11 protein-coding genes and 6 tRNA genes are annotated in these 15,482 nt (G+C 64.2%); 4 read left to right on the top strand and 13 right to left on the bottom strand.

From position 1 onward, the window contains the following. Positions 1-46: 46 nt before the first annotated feature. Complete coding sequence (locus AC3FOF_RS05495; RefSeq protein ID WP_017225510.1) at positions 47-1,831, top strand: ArnT family glycosyltransferase; 1,785 nt, start codon at positions 47-49, stop codon at positions 1,829-1,831. Between the two features lie 102 nt (positions 1,832-1,933). Next, positions 1,934-3,286: an MATE family efflux transporter gene (locus AC3FOF_RS05490; RefSeq protein ID WP_276264773.1), complete on the top strand. Its 1,353-nt coding sequence runs from the start codon at positions 1,934-1,936 to the stop codon at positions 3,284-3,286. Here AC3FOF_RS05490 and AC3FOF_RS05485 read toward each other — a convergent pair. The 8 genes from AC3FOF_RS05485 to gltX form a co-directional block, all read right to left on the bottom strand. Then, the gene (locus tag AC3FOF_RS05485; RefSeq protein ID WP_488726018.1) at positions 3,250-3,498 is read right to left on the bottom strand and encodes a hypothetical protein; all 249 of its coding nucleotides are present in this window, start codon (positions 3,496-3,498) and stop codon (positions 3,250-3,252) included. The genes AC3FOF_RS05490 and AC3FOF_RS05485 overlap by 37 nt on opposite strands. Before the next feature lie 42 nt (positions 3,499-3,540). Next, a tRNA-Asp gene (locus AC3FOF_RS05480) sits at positions 3,541-3,617 on the bottom strand. A gap of 69 nt (positions 3,618-3,686) precedes the next feature. Then, positions 3,687-3,762: transfer RNA gene (locus AC3FOF_RS05475), tRNA-Glu, on the bottom strand. A 108-nt stretch (positions 3,763-3,870) separates the two neighbouring features. Continuing rightward, positions 3,871-3,946 (bottom strand) — tRNA-Ala (locus tag AC3FOF_RS05470). 290 nt (positions 3,947-4,236) lie between these two features. Beyond that, positions 4,237-4,313: transfer RNA gene (locus AC3FOF_RS05465), tRNA-Asp, on the bottom strand. 69 nt (positions 4,314-4,382) lie between these two features. Beyond that, positions 4,383-4,458: transfer RNA gene (locus AC3FOF_RS05460), tRNA-Glu, on the bottom strand. A gap of 108 nt (positions 4,459-4,566) precedes the next feature. Continuing rightward, a tRNA-Ala gene (locus tag AC3FOF_RS05455) sits at positions 4,567-4,642 on the bottom strand. Between the two features lie 263 nt (positions 4,643-4,905). Further along, positions 4,906-6,312, bottom strand: a complete 1,407-nt coding sequence (gene gltX / locus AC3FOF_RS05450; protein WP_488726017.1) for a glutamate--tRNA ligase — start codon at positions 6,310-6,312, stop codon at positions 4,906-4,908. 251 nt (positions 6,313-6,563) lie between these two features. On the opposite strand from gltX, the gene AC3FOF_RS05445 reads away from it, so the two are divergent. Next, a complete protein-coding gene (locus AC3FOF_RS05445) occupies positions 6,564-7,493 on the top strand; it encodes a patatin-like phospholipase family protein (protein WP_017230269.1) in 930 nt (309 codons plus the stop codon). A gap of 114 nt (positions 7,494-7,607) precedes the next feature. Here AC3FOF_RS05445 and AC3FOF_RS05440 read toward each other — a convergent pair whose 3' ends face one another. The 5 genes from AC3FOF_RS05440 to AC3FOF_RS05420 form a co-directional block, all read right to left on the bottom strand. After that, positions 7,608-8,294 carry a C40 family peptidase gene (locus AC3FOF_RS05440; RefSeq protein ID WP_017230268.1) on the bottom strand — a complete coding sequence of 229 codons (687 nt, stop codon included), beginning with the start codon at positions 8,292-8,294 and terminating at the stop codon, positions 7,608-7,610. Between the two features lie 285 nt (positions 8,295-8,579). Continuing rightward, positions 8,580-10,220, bottom strand: coding sequence for a dipeptide ABC transporter ATP-binding protein (locus tag AC3FOF_RS05435; RefSeq protein ID WP_017230267.1), 1,641 nt, complete (start codon positions 10,218-10,220; stop codon positions 8,580-8,582). A 74-nt stretch (positions 10,221-10,294) separates the two neighbouring features. Then, positions 10,295-11,422: an ABC transporter permease gene (locus AC3FOF_RS05430; RefSeq protein ID WP_017230266.1), complete on the bottom strand. Its 1,128-nt coding sequence runs from the start codon at positions 11,420-11,422 to the stop codon at positions 10,295-10,297. Then, entirely contained in the window at positions 11,419-12,468 is a 1,050-nt protein-coding gene (locus AC3FOF_RS05425) for a microcin C ABC transporter permease YejB (RefSeq protein ID WP_017230265.1), read from the bottom strand. Before AC3FOF_RS05425 ends, AC3FOF_RS05430 begins: the two co-directional genes overlap by 4 nt. Positions 12,469-12,486: 18 nt before the next feature. Continuing rightward, positions 12,487-14,367 (bottom strand): extracellular solute-binding protein, encoded by a 1,881-nt coding sequence (locus AC3FOF_RS05420; protein ID WP_017230264.1) that lies wholly within the window; start codon positions 14,365-14,367, stop codon positions 12,487-12,489. Between the two features lie 238 nt (positions 14,368-14,605). On the opposite strand from AC3FOF_RS05420, the gene fabI reads away from it, so the two are divergent. After that, positions 14,606-15,394 (top strand): enoyl-ACP reductase FabI, encoded by a 789-nt coding sequence (gene fabI / locus AC3FOF_RS05415; RefSeq protein WP_276264584.1) that lies wholly within the window; start codon positions 14,606-14,608, stop codon positions 15,392-15,394. Positions 15,395-15,482: the final 88 nt, after the last annotated feature.

The raw sequence follows: 15,482 nt of genomic DNA, 5'->3' as shown, positions 1-15,482 counted from the left end.
GTCAACCGGAGGCGCCCGACCCGGCCGCCCCCCAGCCCACCGATCAATGAGCGCAGCCAAGACCTCCCGAGTTCACCTGACCGCAGCCGCCACCGGCACGCTCCCCCGCGCGCTGCTGCTGGCCATCTGCATCATCTACGGCCTGGCCGGCCTGTTCGGCCGCGATCCGTGGAAGAACGAGGACGCAGCCGGCTTCGGCGTGATGTGGCAACTGGCTACCGGAGGCCCGCAGGACTGGCTGATGCCGAACATCGTGGGCCGTCCCTATGGAGACGACGGCCCGCTGGTGTTCTGGGTGGGCGCCACCATGATCCGCCTGTTCGGCGGCTGGCTCGGCGCGCCGGACGCATCGCGCCTGGCCACCGCCCTTTTCTATTTCGGCACCTGCGCCCTGATCTGGTACGCCACCTATCTGCTGGGCCGGCGCGCCGAGGTACAGCCTTTTGCCTATGTGTTCGGGGGCCAGCCCAATGCCCGCGACTACGGCCGCACGCTTGCTGACGGGGCGCTGCTGATCTTCCTCGCCTGCGTGGGCCTGGCCATGCGCGGCCACGAAACCACGCCGCAGGTCGGCCAGGTTTCCTTCATCGCCATGAGCCTGTATGGCATGGTGCGCAGCCTGGACAAGCCGATTCAGGGCGGTCTCTGGCTCGGCCTCGGGCTGGGCGCGCTGACACTGTCCAGCGGCCCCGTCATACCGCTGGTGCTGCTGGCATCGGTCGTAGTCTGCGGCTTCGCCTGCAAGCCCCTGCCCTTGCCGCGCCTGCTGGTGGTCAGCGTACCGCTGGCGCTCGCACTGGTGGCAGCCTGGATGGCGGCTGCCTATTTCGGCGCGACCGATCCCAACGATGCCGTCACCTTCATCCGCGAATGGTCGCGCTACGACCGCCGTACCTATGGCGCGCCGAATGCCATCGCGCTTAACTTCATCGCGCGCAACCTGCTGCTGTTTACCTGGCCGGTATGGCCGATCGCCTGCTGGGCCTGGCTGAGCTGGTCCGGCATGCGCCGCGCGCCGCATGTGGCGCTGCCGCTGGCGATGCTGATGCCGCCGCTGCTGCTGCTCTTCCTGCTGCGCCAGCCCGGCGACGTGCAGTTCATCCTGCTGCTGCCGCCGATGGCAGTGCTGGCAGCCTTCGGCCTGCCCACGCTCACGCGCGCCGCCATCAATGCGATCGACTGGTTCGCCCTGCTCTTCTTCACCATCTTCGGCGGCTTCGTCTGGTTTATGTGGATCGCCAGGACGACGGGCCAGCCGCCGCGCATCGCTGCCAATATCTATCGCCTGCTGCCGGGCTTCCAGCAGGATTTCACCATCAGCGCGATCGTCTATGCGCTGCTGGTGACGGCGGCCTGGGTGCTGATCGTGCGCTGGCGCCTGTCGCGCGCGCCCAAGCAGATCTGGCGTCCGGTGGTGATCTCGGCGGCGGGCACCACGCTGATGTGGGTGCTGGCGATGACGCTCTGGATGCCATCGATCAACTACGGCAAGACCTATCGCGACGTGGCGCAGGCCGCTTCGATGGCACTGCCGGCCACTTACAACTGCGTGCAGCCGATCCGCATGGGCGATGCACAGCTGGCTTCGTTCGCCTATTTCGGCCATCTCCGCTTCGGCGGCCCGGCGGACGGGTGCGACATCCTGCTGCGCCATGACCCCGTCGACTACGGCGAACCCACCAGCATTTCGCACTTCGAGTGGCGCCTGATCTGGGAAGGCCGCCGCCCCTCGGACCGCGACGAACGCTTCCGCATGTATCGCCTGGTCGATATGTCGCGGGTTGCACCACCCAAGCCCAGCCTGCCCATCCGCCGGCTGCCGCGCCACTGACGGCTCTGCCCGGGCCGGCTGACCGGACCCGCCGCGAGCCACATGCTGGCACGCGCTGCCCGGCCAGTCCGGACCGCTTGCGTCGGCACTTCCGCTCCTTGCATGAACGCGCTACAGGATATCCGCCGCATCGCCACGCTGGCCGCCCCGGTGCTGGTCGGCCAGCTTGCCGTGATCGCCTTCGGGACCATCGACACCATCATGGCGGGGCGCGCCTCCGCCATCGACCTCGCCGCGGTCGGACTGGGCGGCTCGATCTATATCACCGTCTACATCAGCCTGATGGGCGTGCTGCAGGCGCTCGCCCCGATCGCCGGGCAGCTGCATGGCGCCGGCCGTAGCGCCGAGATCGGCGACGAAGTGCGGCAGGCCGCCTGGCTGGGGCTGGCACTGGCCGTGCCCGGCATGCTGTTGCTTGCGTTCCCCGGGCCGCTGCTGGCGTTCGCGCATGCACCGCCCGAACTGGTGGAAAAGGCATCGTACTACCTGCATATCCAGGCCTTCGGCCTGCCTGCGGCGCTGGGCTTCCGCATCTATTCGGCGCTGAACAATGCCCTGTCGCGCCCGGTGATGGTGACCGTGCTGCAACTGGTCGGGCTGGGCGTCAAGATTCCACTCAACGCCTGGTTCATCGGCGGCGGCTTTGGTCTGGCGCCGATGGGCGGTCCGGGCTGCGCGCTGGCCTCGACGCTGATCAGCTGGATCTGGTGCCTCTCGGGCATCCTGATCCTGCGCTACAACGCGGCCTACTATCCCCTACGGATATTCTCCCGCTGGGCCTGGCCGCGGGCACAGCCCATCCGCGCACTGTTGCGCCTTGGCGTGCCAATGGGGCTGACCTACCTGATCGAGATCACCTCGTTCACGCTGATGTCGATTTTCATCACGCGCATGGGCACCGTGGTGCTGGCGGGCCACCAGATCATCGCCAACCTGAGCGCGGTCGCCTATATGCTGCCGCTGTCGCTGGCGATCGCCACCTCGACCCTGGTGGCCCAATCCATCGGCGCGCGCGACCCGGCCGCGGCGCGGCGCATTGCGTGGCGGGGCATCTGCCTGGCGGCAATGCTTGCGGTGCTGGCCGGTGTCCTGCTCTGGTTGCTGCGGGGCCCGCTGCTGCATGCCTATGCCAAAGATCCGGATGTGGTTGCGGCGGCACTGCCCCTGATCGTGTTCATTGCCTTCTACCAGGCCTTCGACGCGGTCCAGGTGATGACGGCCTTTATCTTGCGCGCCTACAAGATCGCCCTGGTGCCGACCTTGATCTACGCGCTGTCGCTGTGGGGCGTGGGGCTGGGAGGCGGCTACGTACTCGGATTCGGCCTGATCGGCTCCCTGCCCGCTTTCACACGGGGCGCCGGCGGCTTCTGGCTGGCCAATAGTGTCAGCCTGGCGCTCGCCGGCTCGCTGCTGGTGCGCTACTTCGTCGGCATCAGCCGCCGCCAGGCGAGCTGATGCGGCGGCGCCATGGCAAGTGGCGCACGAATTATATTGGGCAGGACCGGCGGCATGCCGGGCAGATACGCGGCCGACTCGGGCGGCAGCGATAGTGGCCGCGCCGGACCGAAAACCGGAGTTTGCAAAATGGCCGCATCCTCACCGGTAGTGCTGGCGCGCCGAATGGTGCCGGGATTATCGGGGAGGATCCTGGCGAATGCCGGATCCATAAAAGAAAAACCCGCATGGGATTAACCATGCGGGTTTAGTTTTGGCGGAGTGGACGGGACTCGAACCCGCGACCCCCGGCGTGACAGGCCGGTATTCTAACCAACTGAACTACCACTCCATACTCTTGCTCATCATCACGAACTGACGCTCCCGACGACGAACCGAACGTTTGGTTACGTTCGCTACCTGGCGTCCCCTAGGGGATTCGAACCCCTGTACTCACCGTGAAAGGGTGATGTCCTAGGCCTCTAGACGAAGGGGACAGAAACTTGTCTTTCAACTTGTTCCGTCTTGCGCGATAAAAATCCTAACAACCGGATCTTCACCGCTCTGGAAACTTCGATTTACCACACTCGAAACTTCCGATATCTTGGTGGAGCTAAGCGGGATCGAACCGCTGACCTCTTGCATGCCATGCAAGCGCTCTCCCAGCTGAGCTATAGCCCCAAAGTACTGCATTACTACGCTGGCTTACCACTGTCGTTTTCGCGTTCGTTTCTTCGTTTCAGCGAAGACAGGATTATATAAACAACCTTGCTTTTCGACAACCTTTTTTTGAGGTGGCGGATCGCTTATATCCGTGAGCGCGCATGTCGCTAACGGAACATTGCCGAAATAATGCCCGATTACTCGGAAAACACCACGCCGAATAACTGGAGATTATCGAGGGACTACCAGGATGACCGTTGCTCAATAAAAGAAAAACCCGCATGGAATTAACCATGCGGGCTTAGTTTTGGCGGAGTGGACGGGACTCGAACCCGCGACCCCCGGCGTGACAGGCCGGTATTCTAACCAACTGAACTACCACTCCATACTCTTACTCATCACCACGAGCTGACGCTCCCGACGACAAACCGAACGTTTGGTTACGTTCGCTATCTGGCGTCCCCTAGGGGATTCGAACCCCTGTACTCACCGTGAAAGGGTGATGTCCTAGGCCTCTAGACGAAGGGGACAGAAACTTGTCTTTCAACTTGTTCCGTCTTGCGCGATAAACATCCTAACAACCGGATCTTCACCGCTCTGGAAACTTCGATTTACCACACTCGAAACTTCCGATATTTTGGTGGAGCTAAGCGGGATCGAACCGCTGACCTCTTGCATGCCATGCAAGCGCTCTCCCAGCTGAGCTATAGCCCCAAAGTACACATCACTACGCTGGCTTACCACTGTCGTTTTCGCGTTCGTTTCTTCGTTTCAGCGAAGCCAAGATTATATAAACAACCTTGCTTTTCGACAACCCCTTTTTTAACTTTTTCGCGACCCGCATTTCTACGGAATTACTGCCTGTCGCGACCACCCGTTAAGCCCGCTTGATTTTTGTCTGCGCTGCAGGGAGAACGAGATTATGCTTAATTCCTGGCAGGAGCGCAAGCCCCCGCCAGGAATTTCTTCAAACTTTTTCAGGCAAGCCCGGCCTGGATGCGGCGCAGCACCACCTCGCGCCCGAACAGTTCCAGCACGGCATCGATGCCAGGCGTCTGCAACTGCCCTGCCACCAGCAGGCGCACGGGCATGGCCAGCTTGGGCATCTTCAGGCCGAACTCGGCCAGCACGGCCTTGAAGGCCGCGCCGATTTCCTCGCGCTTCCACTCCGTCAGCGCGGCCAGGCGCGTAGCCAGGGCCTGCAGCGCGGGCTGGATGTCAGCGTTGAGATGCTCGGCCTTGAGCGCGGGATCCGGCTGCGGTTCGCCACGATAGAACAACAGCGCTGCCTGCGCCACGTCCTTCAGTGTGTTCGCGCGGTCCTTCACCAGCCCGATCACGCCTTCCAGGCTTGCACCGCCCTCCACCTTGCCGCCGAGCGCCTCGATGAACGGCAGCGTCAACCCGGCCAGGCGTGCGTTATCGCCAACCTTGATATAGTGATTGTTGAGCCAGGCCAGCTTTTCAGGGTTGTACTGCGCCGGTGACTTGCCCAGGTGCTCCAGGTCGAACCACTCGACGAACTGCTCGCGCGAGAAGATCTCGGCATCGCCATGCGCCCAGCCCAGGCGTGCCAGGTAGTTGAGCACGGCCTCAGGCAGGTAGCCTTCGTCACGGTAACCGGTCACGGCCATGGCGCCATGGCGCTTGCTCATCTTTTCGCCCTGCTCGTTGAGCACGGTCGGCAAATGCGCGTAGACGGGAGGCGTGCCACCCAGCGCACCAATGATGTTGATCTGGCGCGGCGTGTTGTTGACGTGGTCGTCGCCACGAATCACATGCGTGATCTGCATATCCAGATCGTCGATCACCACGCAGAAATTGTAGGTCGGCGTGCCGTCGGGACGGGCGATCACCAGGTCGTCCAGCTCATCGTTGGATATCTCGATGCGGCCCTTGACCGCGTCGTCCCACACCACGCTGCCGCCGATTGGATTCTTGAAGCGGATCACCGGCTGCACGCCAGCCGGGGGCTCGGGCAGGACCTTGCCCGGCTCGGGGCGCCAGAAGCCGTTGTAGCGCGGCTTCTCGCCGCGCTCGCGCTGGGCTTCGCGCAGCGCATCCAGCTCCTCGGTGCTCATATAACACGGATAGGCCAGCTCGCTGCCCAGCATCTGCTTGACCACCTCGCGATAGCGGTCCATACGCTGCATCTGGTAGAAGGGCCCCTCGTCGATATCGAGATCCAGCCAGGCCATGCTCTCCAGAATCACATCCACCGACTCCTGGGACGAACGCTCGACGTCGGTGTCCTCGATGCGCAGGATGAAGTCGCCCTTCATGCGGCGGGCAAAGGCCCAAGGATAGAGCGCTGAGCGAATATTGCCGAGGTGGATGAAGCCGGTCGGGCTCGGCGCGAAGCGGGTGCGGACGCGTTGTGTCATATGGGAATGAAACAAAAAAGCCCGCGCACGAATGCGCGCAGGCCGGGGTGTAGGATCGGCACATTATAGCAAGCAGGGCAAGGCGCCCCACCCCGGTTCTCGACGGCATACCGGGAAGCGAGGAATCATTTATGCTCTGCCCGGTCTGAAATGCTGTCGCGCACGCCGCGCGGCTGGCGCCGGCGGCACATTCGTACCGGCTCCCGCGCCAGTTGTGACGATTGCAACACCCATCCATCCTTCACCTACCCATGCAACGACGCAATTTCCTGGGCGCCGGCGCGGCAGCGCTGCTCGCAGCCTGCAGTTTTGGCCCCAAGCCGGGCACGCTCACCGCACAGCCGGAAGCGCCCGTCGTGCCGCCGCGCCCACTCAAGATCGGCCTGGCCCTGGGCGGCGGTGCCGCGCGCGGCTTCGCCCACATCGGCGTGATCAAGGCGCTCGAGGCCCAGGGCATCCATCCGGACCTGGTCACCGGCACCAGCGCGGGCGCCGTGGTCGCCGCGCTGTATGCCTCCGGCATGAGCGGATTCCAGCTCAACAAGCTGGCGCTGACCATGGACGAAGCCGCCATCGCCGACTGGGCCCTGCCCTTCGGTACCCGCTTCGGCGGCTGGCTCAAGGGCGAGGCACTGCAGAACTACGTGAACCGGCTGATCGCCAATCGCCCAATCGAGTCCATGAAGCTGCCCCTGGGCATCGTCGCCACCGACCTCAAGACGGGCCAGGGCATCCTGTTCCGGCGCGGCAACACCGGCCAGGCCGTGCGCGCGTCGAGCAGCGTGCCGGGCGTGTTCCAGCCGGTCTCGATCCAGGGGCACGACTATGTGGATGGCGGACTGGTCGAGCCGGTGCCGGTGGATTCCGCGCGCACCATGGGCGCGGATTTCGTCATCGCCGTGAACATCTCCGCCGAACCCTCCAGCCAGAAGAATGGCGGCCAGAGCGGCGTCTTGCTGCAAACCACCGCCATCATGGGCCAGTCGATCAACAAGATGGCGCTGGCGCACGCCGACGTGGTGATCCGCCCCGACCTGCCCGACATGGGCGGCAGCGATTTCACCGCGCGCAACCGCGCCATCCTGGCCGGCGAGCAAGCCACCTCGGCGGTCATGGCCAGCCTGCGCGAGAAGCTGGCACAAGCAAGGCTGCGCCCCGCCGGGACCGTGGCCGCGCAGTAAGCGGCATAGCCTCACTGCGTGCGGCCGCCGATCGGCGCGCAATAAAAAAGGACTGCGCGAGGCAGTCCTTTTTTATTGCCCCGAGCGGACAGCACCGGCTGTCCGCCAGGCCGCTCAGCCGCCGTACAGCGAACGGCCGCTGGCGTTGGGATCGAAGCGCTTCAGGGTTTCGACCATATTGCCAAGGTTGTCGGCACCGCCGGCTTCCTGCATGTCGTCGATGCGGCGTGCACCGTTATAGCGCGTCACCCAGTATGAGGCGCGCATATCGTCGACACGGATCTTGCTGCCGGTGGACGGCGCGTGCACGAACTTGTTGTCGCCGATGTAGATGCCCACGTGCGAGAAGGTATGGCGCATGGTGTTGAAGAACACCAGGTCGCCGGGGCGCAGGTCGTTGGCAGCCACCGTGGTGCCGACCTGGCTCATTTCGACCGAGCGGCGCGGCAGCATGAAGCCGAAGGTGTCGTTGAACACATAACGGACAAAGCCGCTGCAATCGAGGCCCGATTCCGGGCTGTTGCCGCCGAAGCGATAACGCACACCGATCAGCCCAAGGGCGTTCATGACGAGATCGCCGGCCTTGCTGGCGACATGGCTGGTGGAGCTCATGACCGAAGACAGCAAGCCGCGCTTGCCTTCCGGATGCGCATCCGCGCTCAGTTCAGTGCGTGCATCGATGCGGGCGTCGGGATCCTTGAACACCGTATCCGCCAGCACTCCATTCGACAGAGTCGCACCGCAGGCTATGGCAATTCCAACGGCGGCGCGCGCCAGGGAATGAAGCACCGTTCGCTGCATTGGTTCTCCTGAAATCGTTCTAGACCAGGCCCGGCTCGACTACGCCAGGCGGGCTTGAAATGGTTGGGGCAGACCGCACGCAAAAAGCAGACCAAGTGGCCTCGACCACCTGCGCGCCGTACAAGCGACGCACGAACCACCCCCGAAAATAGTTCTCGCCGGATGGTATAAGGTTGTCATCGACATGTCAAAGTTCGTTACAAAATTCCAGCAAAATGCTTTGGAATCAAGACCATAGAACGAAAGTCGCAGCTACTTTCTCGCTTTTATTATGTCAGCCATGCGTCAATCGGGTGACACCCTGAAATCGGCTGCACCAACTTGAGGCGGGACCGGATCGCTCGCACCAATTTCGGCCGCGCGCATCAGCTTGCGGGTGTATGCGTGCTGCGGGGCGCCCAGCACAACCTCGGTGTCGCCCGCCTCCACCACCTCGCCGGACTTCATCACGATGACCCGGTGCGCCATGGCGCGGACCACGGCCAGGTCATGGCTGATAAACAGGTAGCTCAGGTTGTACTTGCGCTGCAACTGCGAGAGCAGCGCAAGCACCTGCTGCTGGATGGACACATCAAGCGCGGACGTGGGTTCATCCAGCACCAGCACCTGCGGCTTGAGGATCAGCACGCGCGCGATTGCGATACGCTGGCGCTGTCCGCCGGAGAACTCGTGTGGATACCGCCCCAGCGCGGTGCGGTCCATCCCCACTTCGCGCAGCGCCTCGGTCACGCGCTGGCGCATGGCGTCGCGCGACAGACCTGGCTGGTGCAGCGCCAGGCCCTCCCCCACAATCTGCTCGATGGTCATGCGCGGCGAGAGCGAACCGAAGGGATCCTGGAACACCACCTGCAAGCGCGAGCGCAGCGTGCTGCGCTCGCGCCGCGAGACTTCGTCCAGGCTGCGGCCCAGGAACTGGATATCGCCGGCGCTGCGGCGCTGGAGATTCAGCACGGCATGGGCGAGCGTTGTCTTGCCCGAGCCGGATTCGCCAACGATGCCGATGGTCTCGCCCTCCCGCAGCGTGAAATCCACGCCCTTGACCGCCGCGAACTGGTCGCGGCCAAACCATCCGGCCAGCCCGCGGCGCTTGCGCGCGTAGTTGACGCACAGCCCGCGCGCCTGCAGCAGCACCGGCGCCAGCGGCACCAGCGGAATGACCTCGCGGCGTGGACGGCTGTCGATCAGCTTGCGGGTATAGGGATGCTGGGGTGCGGCGAAGACCGTGGCAGTGTCGCCCACCTCGACCAGCACCCCCTTCTCCATCACCCCTACGCGCTGGGCGAAGGCCCGCACCAGGTTGAGATCGTGCGTGATCAGCATGACGGCCATGCCGAACTCGGCCTGCAGGTCACGCAGCAGTTCGAGGATCTGCACGCGGATGGTGACGTCCAGCGCGGTGGTGGGCTCGTCGGCAAGCAACAGCTTGGGCCGGCAGGCCAGCGCCATGGCGATCATGGCGCGCTGGCGCTGGCCGCCCGAGAGCTGATGCGGGAAGCTGTCGAAACGATGCACCGCGTCGCTGATGCCGGTGCGCTCGAGCAGCGCGATGGCGCGCTCGCGAGCGGCACGCCGGTCCAGGCCCTCATGCAGCGCCAGCGTCTCCACGATCTGGTTGCCGATCGTGTAGAGCGGGTTCAGCGCGGTCATCGGCTCCTGGAAGATCATGGCGATATCGGCGCCGCGAATCCCCCGCATCTCGCGCTCCGACACTTTGAGCAGGTCGCGCCCCTCGAAGCGCACCGCGCCCTGGTAGCGCGCATCCTCGACCAGGCGCAGCATGGCCAGCGCGGTAACGGTCTTGCCCGAGCCGGATTCGCCAACCAGCGCGAAACGCTCGCCGGCGCGCAAGTCGAAGCTGACGTCGCGCACCGCCCGGGTGGCGTCCTCGCCATGGCCGAAGGTGACCGACAAGCGGTCGATGCACATCAGCGGGCTGCCCGCAGCGACCGCGGCATGGACTCCCTGTGCGCGATCTCTTGCGCGGACTTCCGGCAATGCGCTCATGGCGTCACCTCTGCCGCTGGCGAACCTTCGGGCGCCTTGGGCTCGACGCGGCCGCGCAGCGCAGCCAGCCCCAGGCGGGTATCGAAGGCGTCGCGCAGCGCGTCGCCCATGAACGTCAGCAGCAACAGGGTTACCACCAGCACGGCAAAGGTCGACAGCGAAATCCACCAGGCATCGAGATTGGCCTTGCCCTGCGCCAGCAGCTCGCCCAGGCTCGGCGTGGTCGGCGGCACGCCGAGGCCGAGGAAATCGAGACTGGTCAGGGCCAGGATGGCGGCGCTCATGCGGAACGGCAGGAAGGTGATGACCGGGGTCAGGCTGTTGGGCAGGATGTGCCGCCACATGATCTGCACATTGGACAAGCCCAGCGCCCGCGCAGCCTTGACGTAGTCGAGCGAGCGGTTACGGTAGAACTCGGCGCGCACGTAGTCCGACAAACCCATCCAACCGAACAGCGAGAGCAGGATGATCAGCAACGCCAGGCTGGGCGTGAAGATGGAGGCGAAGATGATCAGCAGGTACAACTCGGGCATCGAACTCCAGATCTCGATGGCGCGCTGAGAGACCAGATCGAAGCGCCCACCGAAGAAGCCCATCAATGCACCCGTCAGGGTACCGATCACCACGCCGATCAGGGTCAGCGCCAGGCTGAACAGCACCGATACGCGAAAACCGTAAAGCAGGCGTGCCAGCACGTCCCGTCCGCGATCGTCGGTGCCAAGCCAGTTCTCCGCCGAAGGCGGCGCCGGATTGGGCTCCTTGGAGAAATAGTTGAGCGAGTCGTACGAGTAGCGGTTGGGCGGGAAAATGGCGAAATTACCGTTGCTGGTGATGCGATCGCGGATGAAGGGATCGAGATAGTCCGCCGGCGTGGGGAAGTCCCCGTCGAAAGTACTCTCGGCATAAGTCTTGACGATGGGAAAATACCATTCGCCCTTGAACTTGACCACCAGCGGCCTGTCGCTCGACAGCACCTCGGCGCACAGGCTGAGCACGAAGATGGCGACGAACAGGATCAGGCTCCAGTAGCCCAGGCGATTGCGGCGAAAGCGCTGCCAGGCACGCTGGCGTGGCGAAAGCGAATGCGGCAGGCCGTTGGGCAGCGTGCGCGAGCGGATTTTCATCGGTGCACCGCCTCGAAGTGGATGCGCGGATCGACCATCACGTAGCAGACGTCGGAGATCAGCCGGGTCACCAGGCCGATCAGGGTGAACAGGTAGAGCGTGCCCAGCACGACCGGATAGTCCCGCCGCAGCACCGCCTCGTAGGACAGCAGGCCAAGTCCGTCGAGCGAAAACAGGGTTTCGATCAGCAGGGAGCCGGTGAAGAATGCCCCGATGAAGGCAGCCGGGAAGCCGGTCACAAGTGGAATCAGCGCATTCCGGAAGATGTGCTTCCAAAGTACGCGCCGCTCGGCCAGCCCCTTGGCGCGGGCAGTCAGCACATACTGCTTGCGGATTTCCTCGAGAAAGGCGTTCTTGGTCAGCATGGTGACGACCGCGAAGCTGCCCACCACCGAAGCGGTGATCGGCAGCACCAGGTGCCACAGGTAGTCCATCACCTTGCCCATCAGCGAGAGCTGGTCCCAGTTATCCGACGTGAGGCCACGCAGCGGGAACCACTGCACGAAGGTGCCGCCGCCAAACAGCACCAGCAACAGCACGCCCAGCACGAAACCGGGAATGGCATAGCCCACCAGCACTACCATGCTGGTCACCACGTCGAAGCGGCTGCCCGCCCGGATCGCCTTGGAGATGCCGAGCGGTACCGATATCAGATAGGTCAGGAAAAAGGTCCATAAACCCAGGCTCACCGAGACCGGCAGTTTCGACTTCACCAGTTCCCACACGCTGCGGTGCTGATAGTAGCTGTCCCCCAGGTCGAAACGCGCGAAACGCTTGAGCATCAGGAAATAGCGCTCGGCCGGCGGCTTGTCGAAGCCGTAGAGCGCCTGGATCTCCTTGATCTTGTCCGGATCGATGCCGCGCCGGCCGCGATACTCGGCGCCGCCGCCGCTGGCTTCCCCGCCGCCGCCCCGGCCCTTGAGCTCCATCATCATTTGCTCGACGGGGCCGCCGGGCACGAACTGGATCACCACGAAGGTGAGCGTGACGACGCCGAGCAGGGTCGGGATCATCAGCAACACGCGCTTGAGCAGATAGGCGAACATCCTGTTTCCTTGTCGCGCTTATTGAGCGGCCGGCCTGGTGTCGGCGCGCCACCAGTTGCTCAGGATCCAGCCCTCGGCCGTGTAGTAGTACGGCAGGCGCTGCGGATAAACCAGTTCCTTGCGATACGCGACCCGGTGCGAGGCGCTGAACCAGTTCGGCACAATGTAGTAGCCGTGCATCAGCACGCGGTCCAGTGCGCGTCCGGCGTTGACGAGTTCTTCACGCGTATGGGCGTGCAGGACATTGTCCACCAGATGATCGATCGCCGGCGACTTCAGGCCGAACAGGTTGTCGGACCCGGGCGTATCGGCGGCTTCGCTGTTAAAGCGGTCGCGCAGCTCGTTCCCTGGGCTCTGCGAGTCCGGGAAACGGATCGACACCATATCGAAGTCGAAGTCCTCCAGCCGCTTCTGGTAGAGCGCAAAGTCGGTGGTGCGCTGGTTCACCTCGATACCCAGTTTTTCCAGGTTGCGCACATAGGTGGTGATGACGCGGCTCATGGCGCCGCCGTCGTCCAGGAACTCGAAGACAAAAGGCTCGCCCTTGGCATTGCGCAAGGCGCCGTCCTCATAGGTCCATCCAGCCTGCGCCAGCAGCCTGCGCGCATCGCGCAGATTGTCCCGCAGCGAGCGCGGCGGGTTAGTGGCGGGCTGCGTCACGATGGGCCCGAACACCTCGGGCTGCAGCTGCGCGCGCAAGGGTTCGAGCAAGGCGAGCTCACCCGGGCCGGGCCGCCCGTCGAAGGTCGCGCTGGCCGCCAGTTCGCTATTGGAGAACCAGCTGTCGAGGCGGCGATACGCCCCATAGAACAACTGGCGGTTGAGCCATTCGAAGTCCAGCGCCAGGATCAGGGCTTGCCGCACCCGCACATCCTTGAACATCGGCTTGCGCATATTCATCACGAAGCCCTGCATGCCGGCGCCATTGCGATGCGGGAAATCGGTCTTGAACAGGTCGCCGCTGGTGAAGCGCTTGCCTTCATAGCTCTTGGCCCAGCTCTTGGCCTTGTACTCCACGATGGCGTCGAACTCGCCCGCCTTGAAGGCCTCGAGCTTGGCAGTCTCGTCCTTGTACAGGCGGTAGACCACGTGATCGAAGTTGAAGGTGCCTCGCCGCACCGCCAGGTCGTCGCCCCAATAGGCCGGATTGCGCTTGAAGCTGATGCCGCGCCCGGCATCGTAGCGCTCGATCAGGTAGGGCCCGCTGGCCACGGGCGCCTCGAAGGTCAGCTTCTCGAACGGCACCGTGGCCGTCCACTTCTTCGAAAAGACGGGCAGCGAACCCACGATCAGCGGCAGCTCGATGTTGCGCTGCTTGAAATCGAAGCGCACCGTGAGCGGATCCACCACGGTGACCGCCTTCACGTCGGTGCACATGCTGCGGTAGCCCGGGCTGGAGGCCTTGCTCATCAGCATATCGTACGAATACTTGACGTCGCTGGCCAGCACCGGGTCGCCATTGCTGAAGCGTGCCTTCGGCCGGAGATGGAAGGTGACCGACAATTCGTCCGGCGCCACGGTGACGTCGTCGGCAAGCAAGCCATAGGCGCTGGCGGTCTCGTCGGCGCTCGCGATCAGCAGCGACTCGAACATCAGCGCATTCACGCCCGGGGCGGAGGTACCCTTGAGCGTAAACGGATTGAATTTATCGAAGCTGGTGCGGCGATCGGGATTGGCGAGCGTCAGGGTCCCGCCACGCGGCGCATCCGGGTTGACGTAGTCGAAATGGGTGAAGTCGACGGGGTATTTGAGCCCGCCGTACTGGGCAAAACCGTGGGCCGCGTCGGCCGACAAGGGAAAACCCGCGACACACAGGGCTGCCAGTCCACAGCCCAGCGCCGCAAAGCTGCGGAAGCGCTGCCATGCCGCCTGAAGCGGTCTACGTGCGCGAATATGCATCCGGTTGGGGTCCTCCACCTGAATCGGACAGTCCGCGGCCGTCGGCGGCGCGGTCAAGTTATGAGACAATTTTACATGGGATCGGATGGCATCCAGCCATCCGGACATTCCAGTACGCGGCGCCGCAAATTTGCCGGCCGTCAGCCTGCTGCAAGGCGGCCTCCACGCGGCGCGCGCCGCAACCCGGACGCCTCCGCACAAAACGTGCCCGTCCACCCCGAACATCATTGGAGAACTTATGGGATTTCTGGCAGGTAAGCGGATCCTGATCACCGGCTTGCTGTCCAACCGCTCGATTGCCTATGGCATCGCGTCGGCTTGCAAACGCGAGGGCGCCGAGCTCGCCTTCACCTACGTCGGCGAGCGTTTCAAGGACCGCATCAACGACTTTGCCAAGGAATTCGGCAGCAGCCTGGTATTCGAGTGCGACGTTGGCAACGACGAGCAGATCGCCGCCACCTTCGCCGCGCTGGGCCAGAGCTGGGACAAGCTCGACGGCCTGGTGCACTCCATCGGCTTCGCGCCGCGCGAGGCGATCGCCGGCGACTTCCTGGAAGGCCTCTCGCGTGAAGCCTTCCGCGTGGCGCACGACATTTCCGCCTACAGCTTCCCGGCGCTCGCCAAGGCCGCCCTGCCCCTGCTGTCGGACAAGGCCTCGCTGCTGACGCTGACTTATCTCGGCGCCGAGCGCGTGGTCCCGAACTACAACACCATGGGCCTGGCCAAGGCCTCGCTGGAAGCCAGCGTGCGATACCTGGCAGCCTCGGTGGGCCCGCGCGGCATCCGTGCCAACGGCATCTCGGCGGGCCCGATCAAGACCCTGGCCGCGTCCGGCATCAAGGGCTTTGGCAAGCTGCTGGGCCACATCGAAGAGGCGGCACCGCTGCGCCGCAATGTGACCATCGACGAAGTCGGCAACGTTGCCGCTTTCCTGCTGTCCGACCTGGCCAGCGGCGTGACCGGCGAGATCACCTATGTCGACGCCGGCTTCAATACCGTGGGCGCAAGCCTGCCGTCGGAAGAATAAGCGTCATCGCTGCACCGGCGCTGGCCGCCTGCCCGGGCAGCCAACGCCAAAGAGGGGCGCCCGGCCTTGGCCGGCGCCCCTTTTTTGT

Source organism: Cupriavidus sp. 96C5-1 (assembly GCF_057798855.1).
The sequence above is the reverse complement of the archived record's forward strand: the minus strand, read 5'-3'. Positions and strand labels throughout refer to the sequence as shown.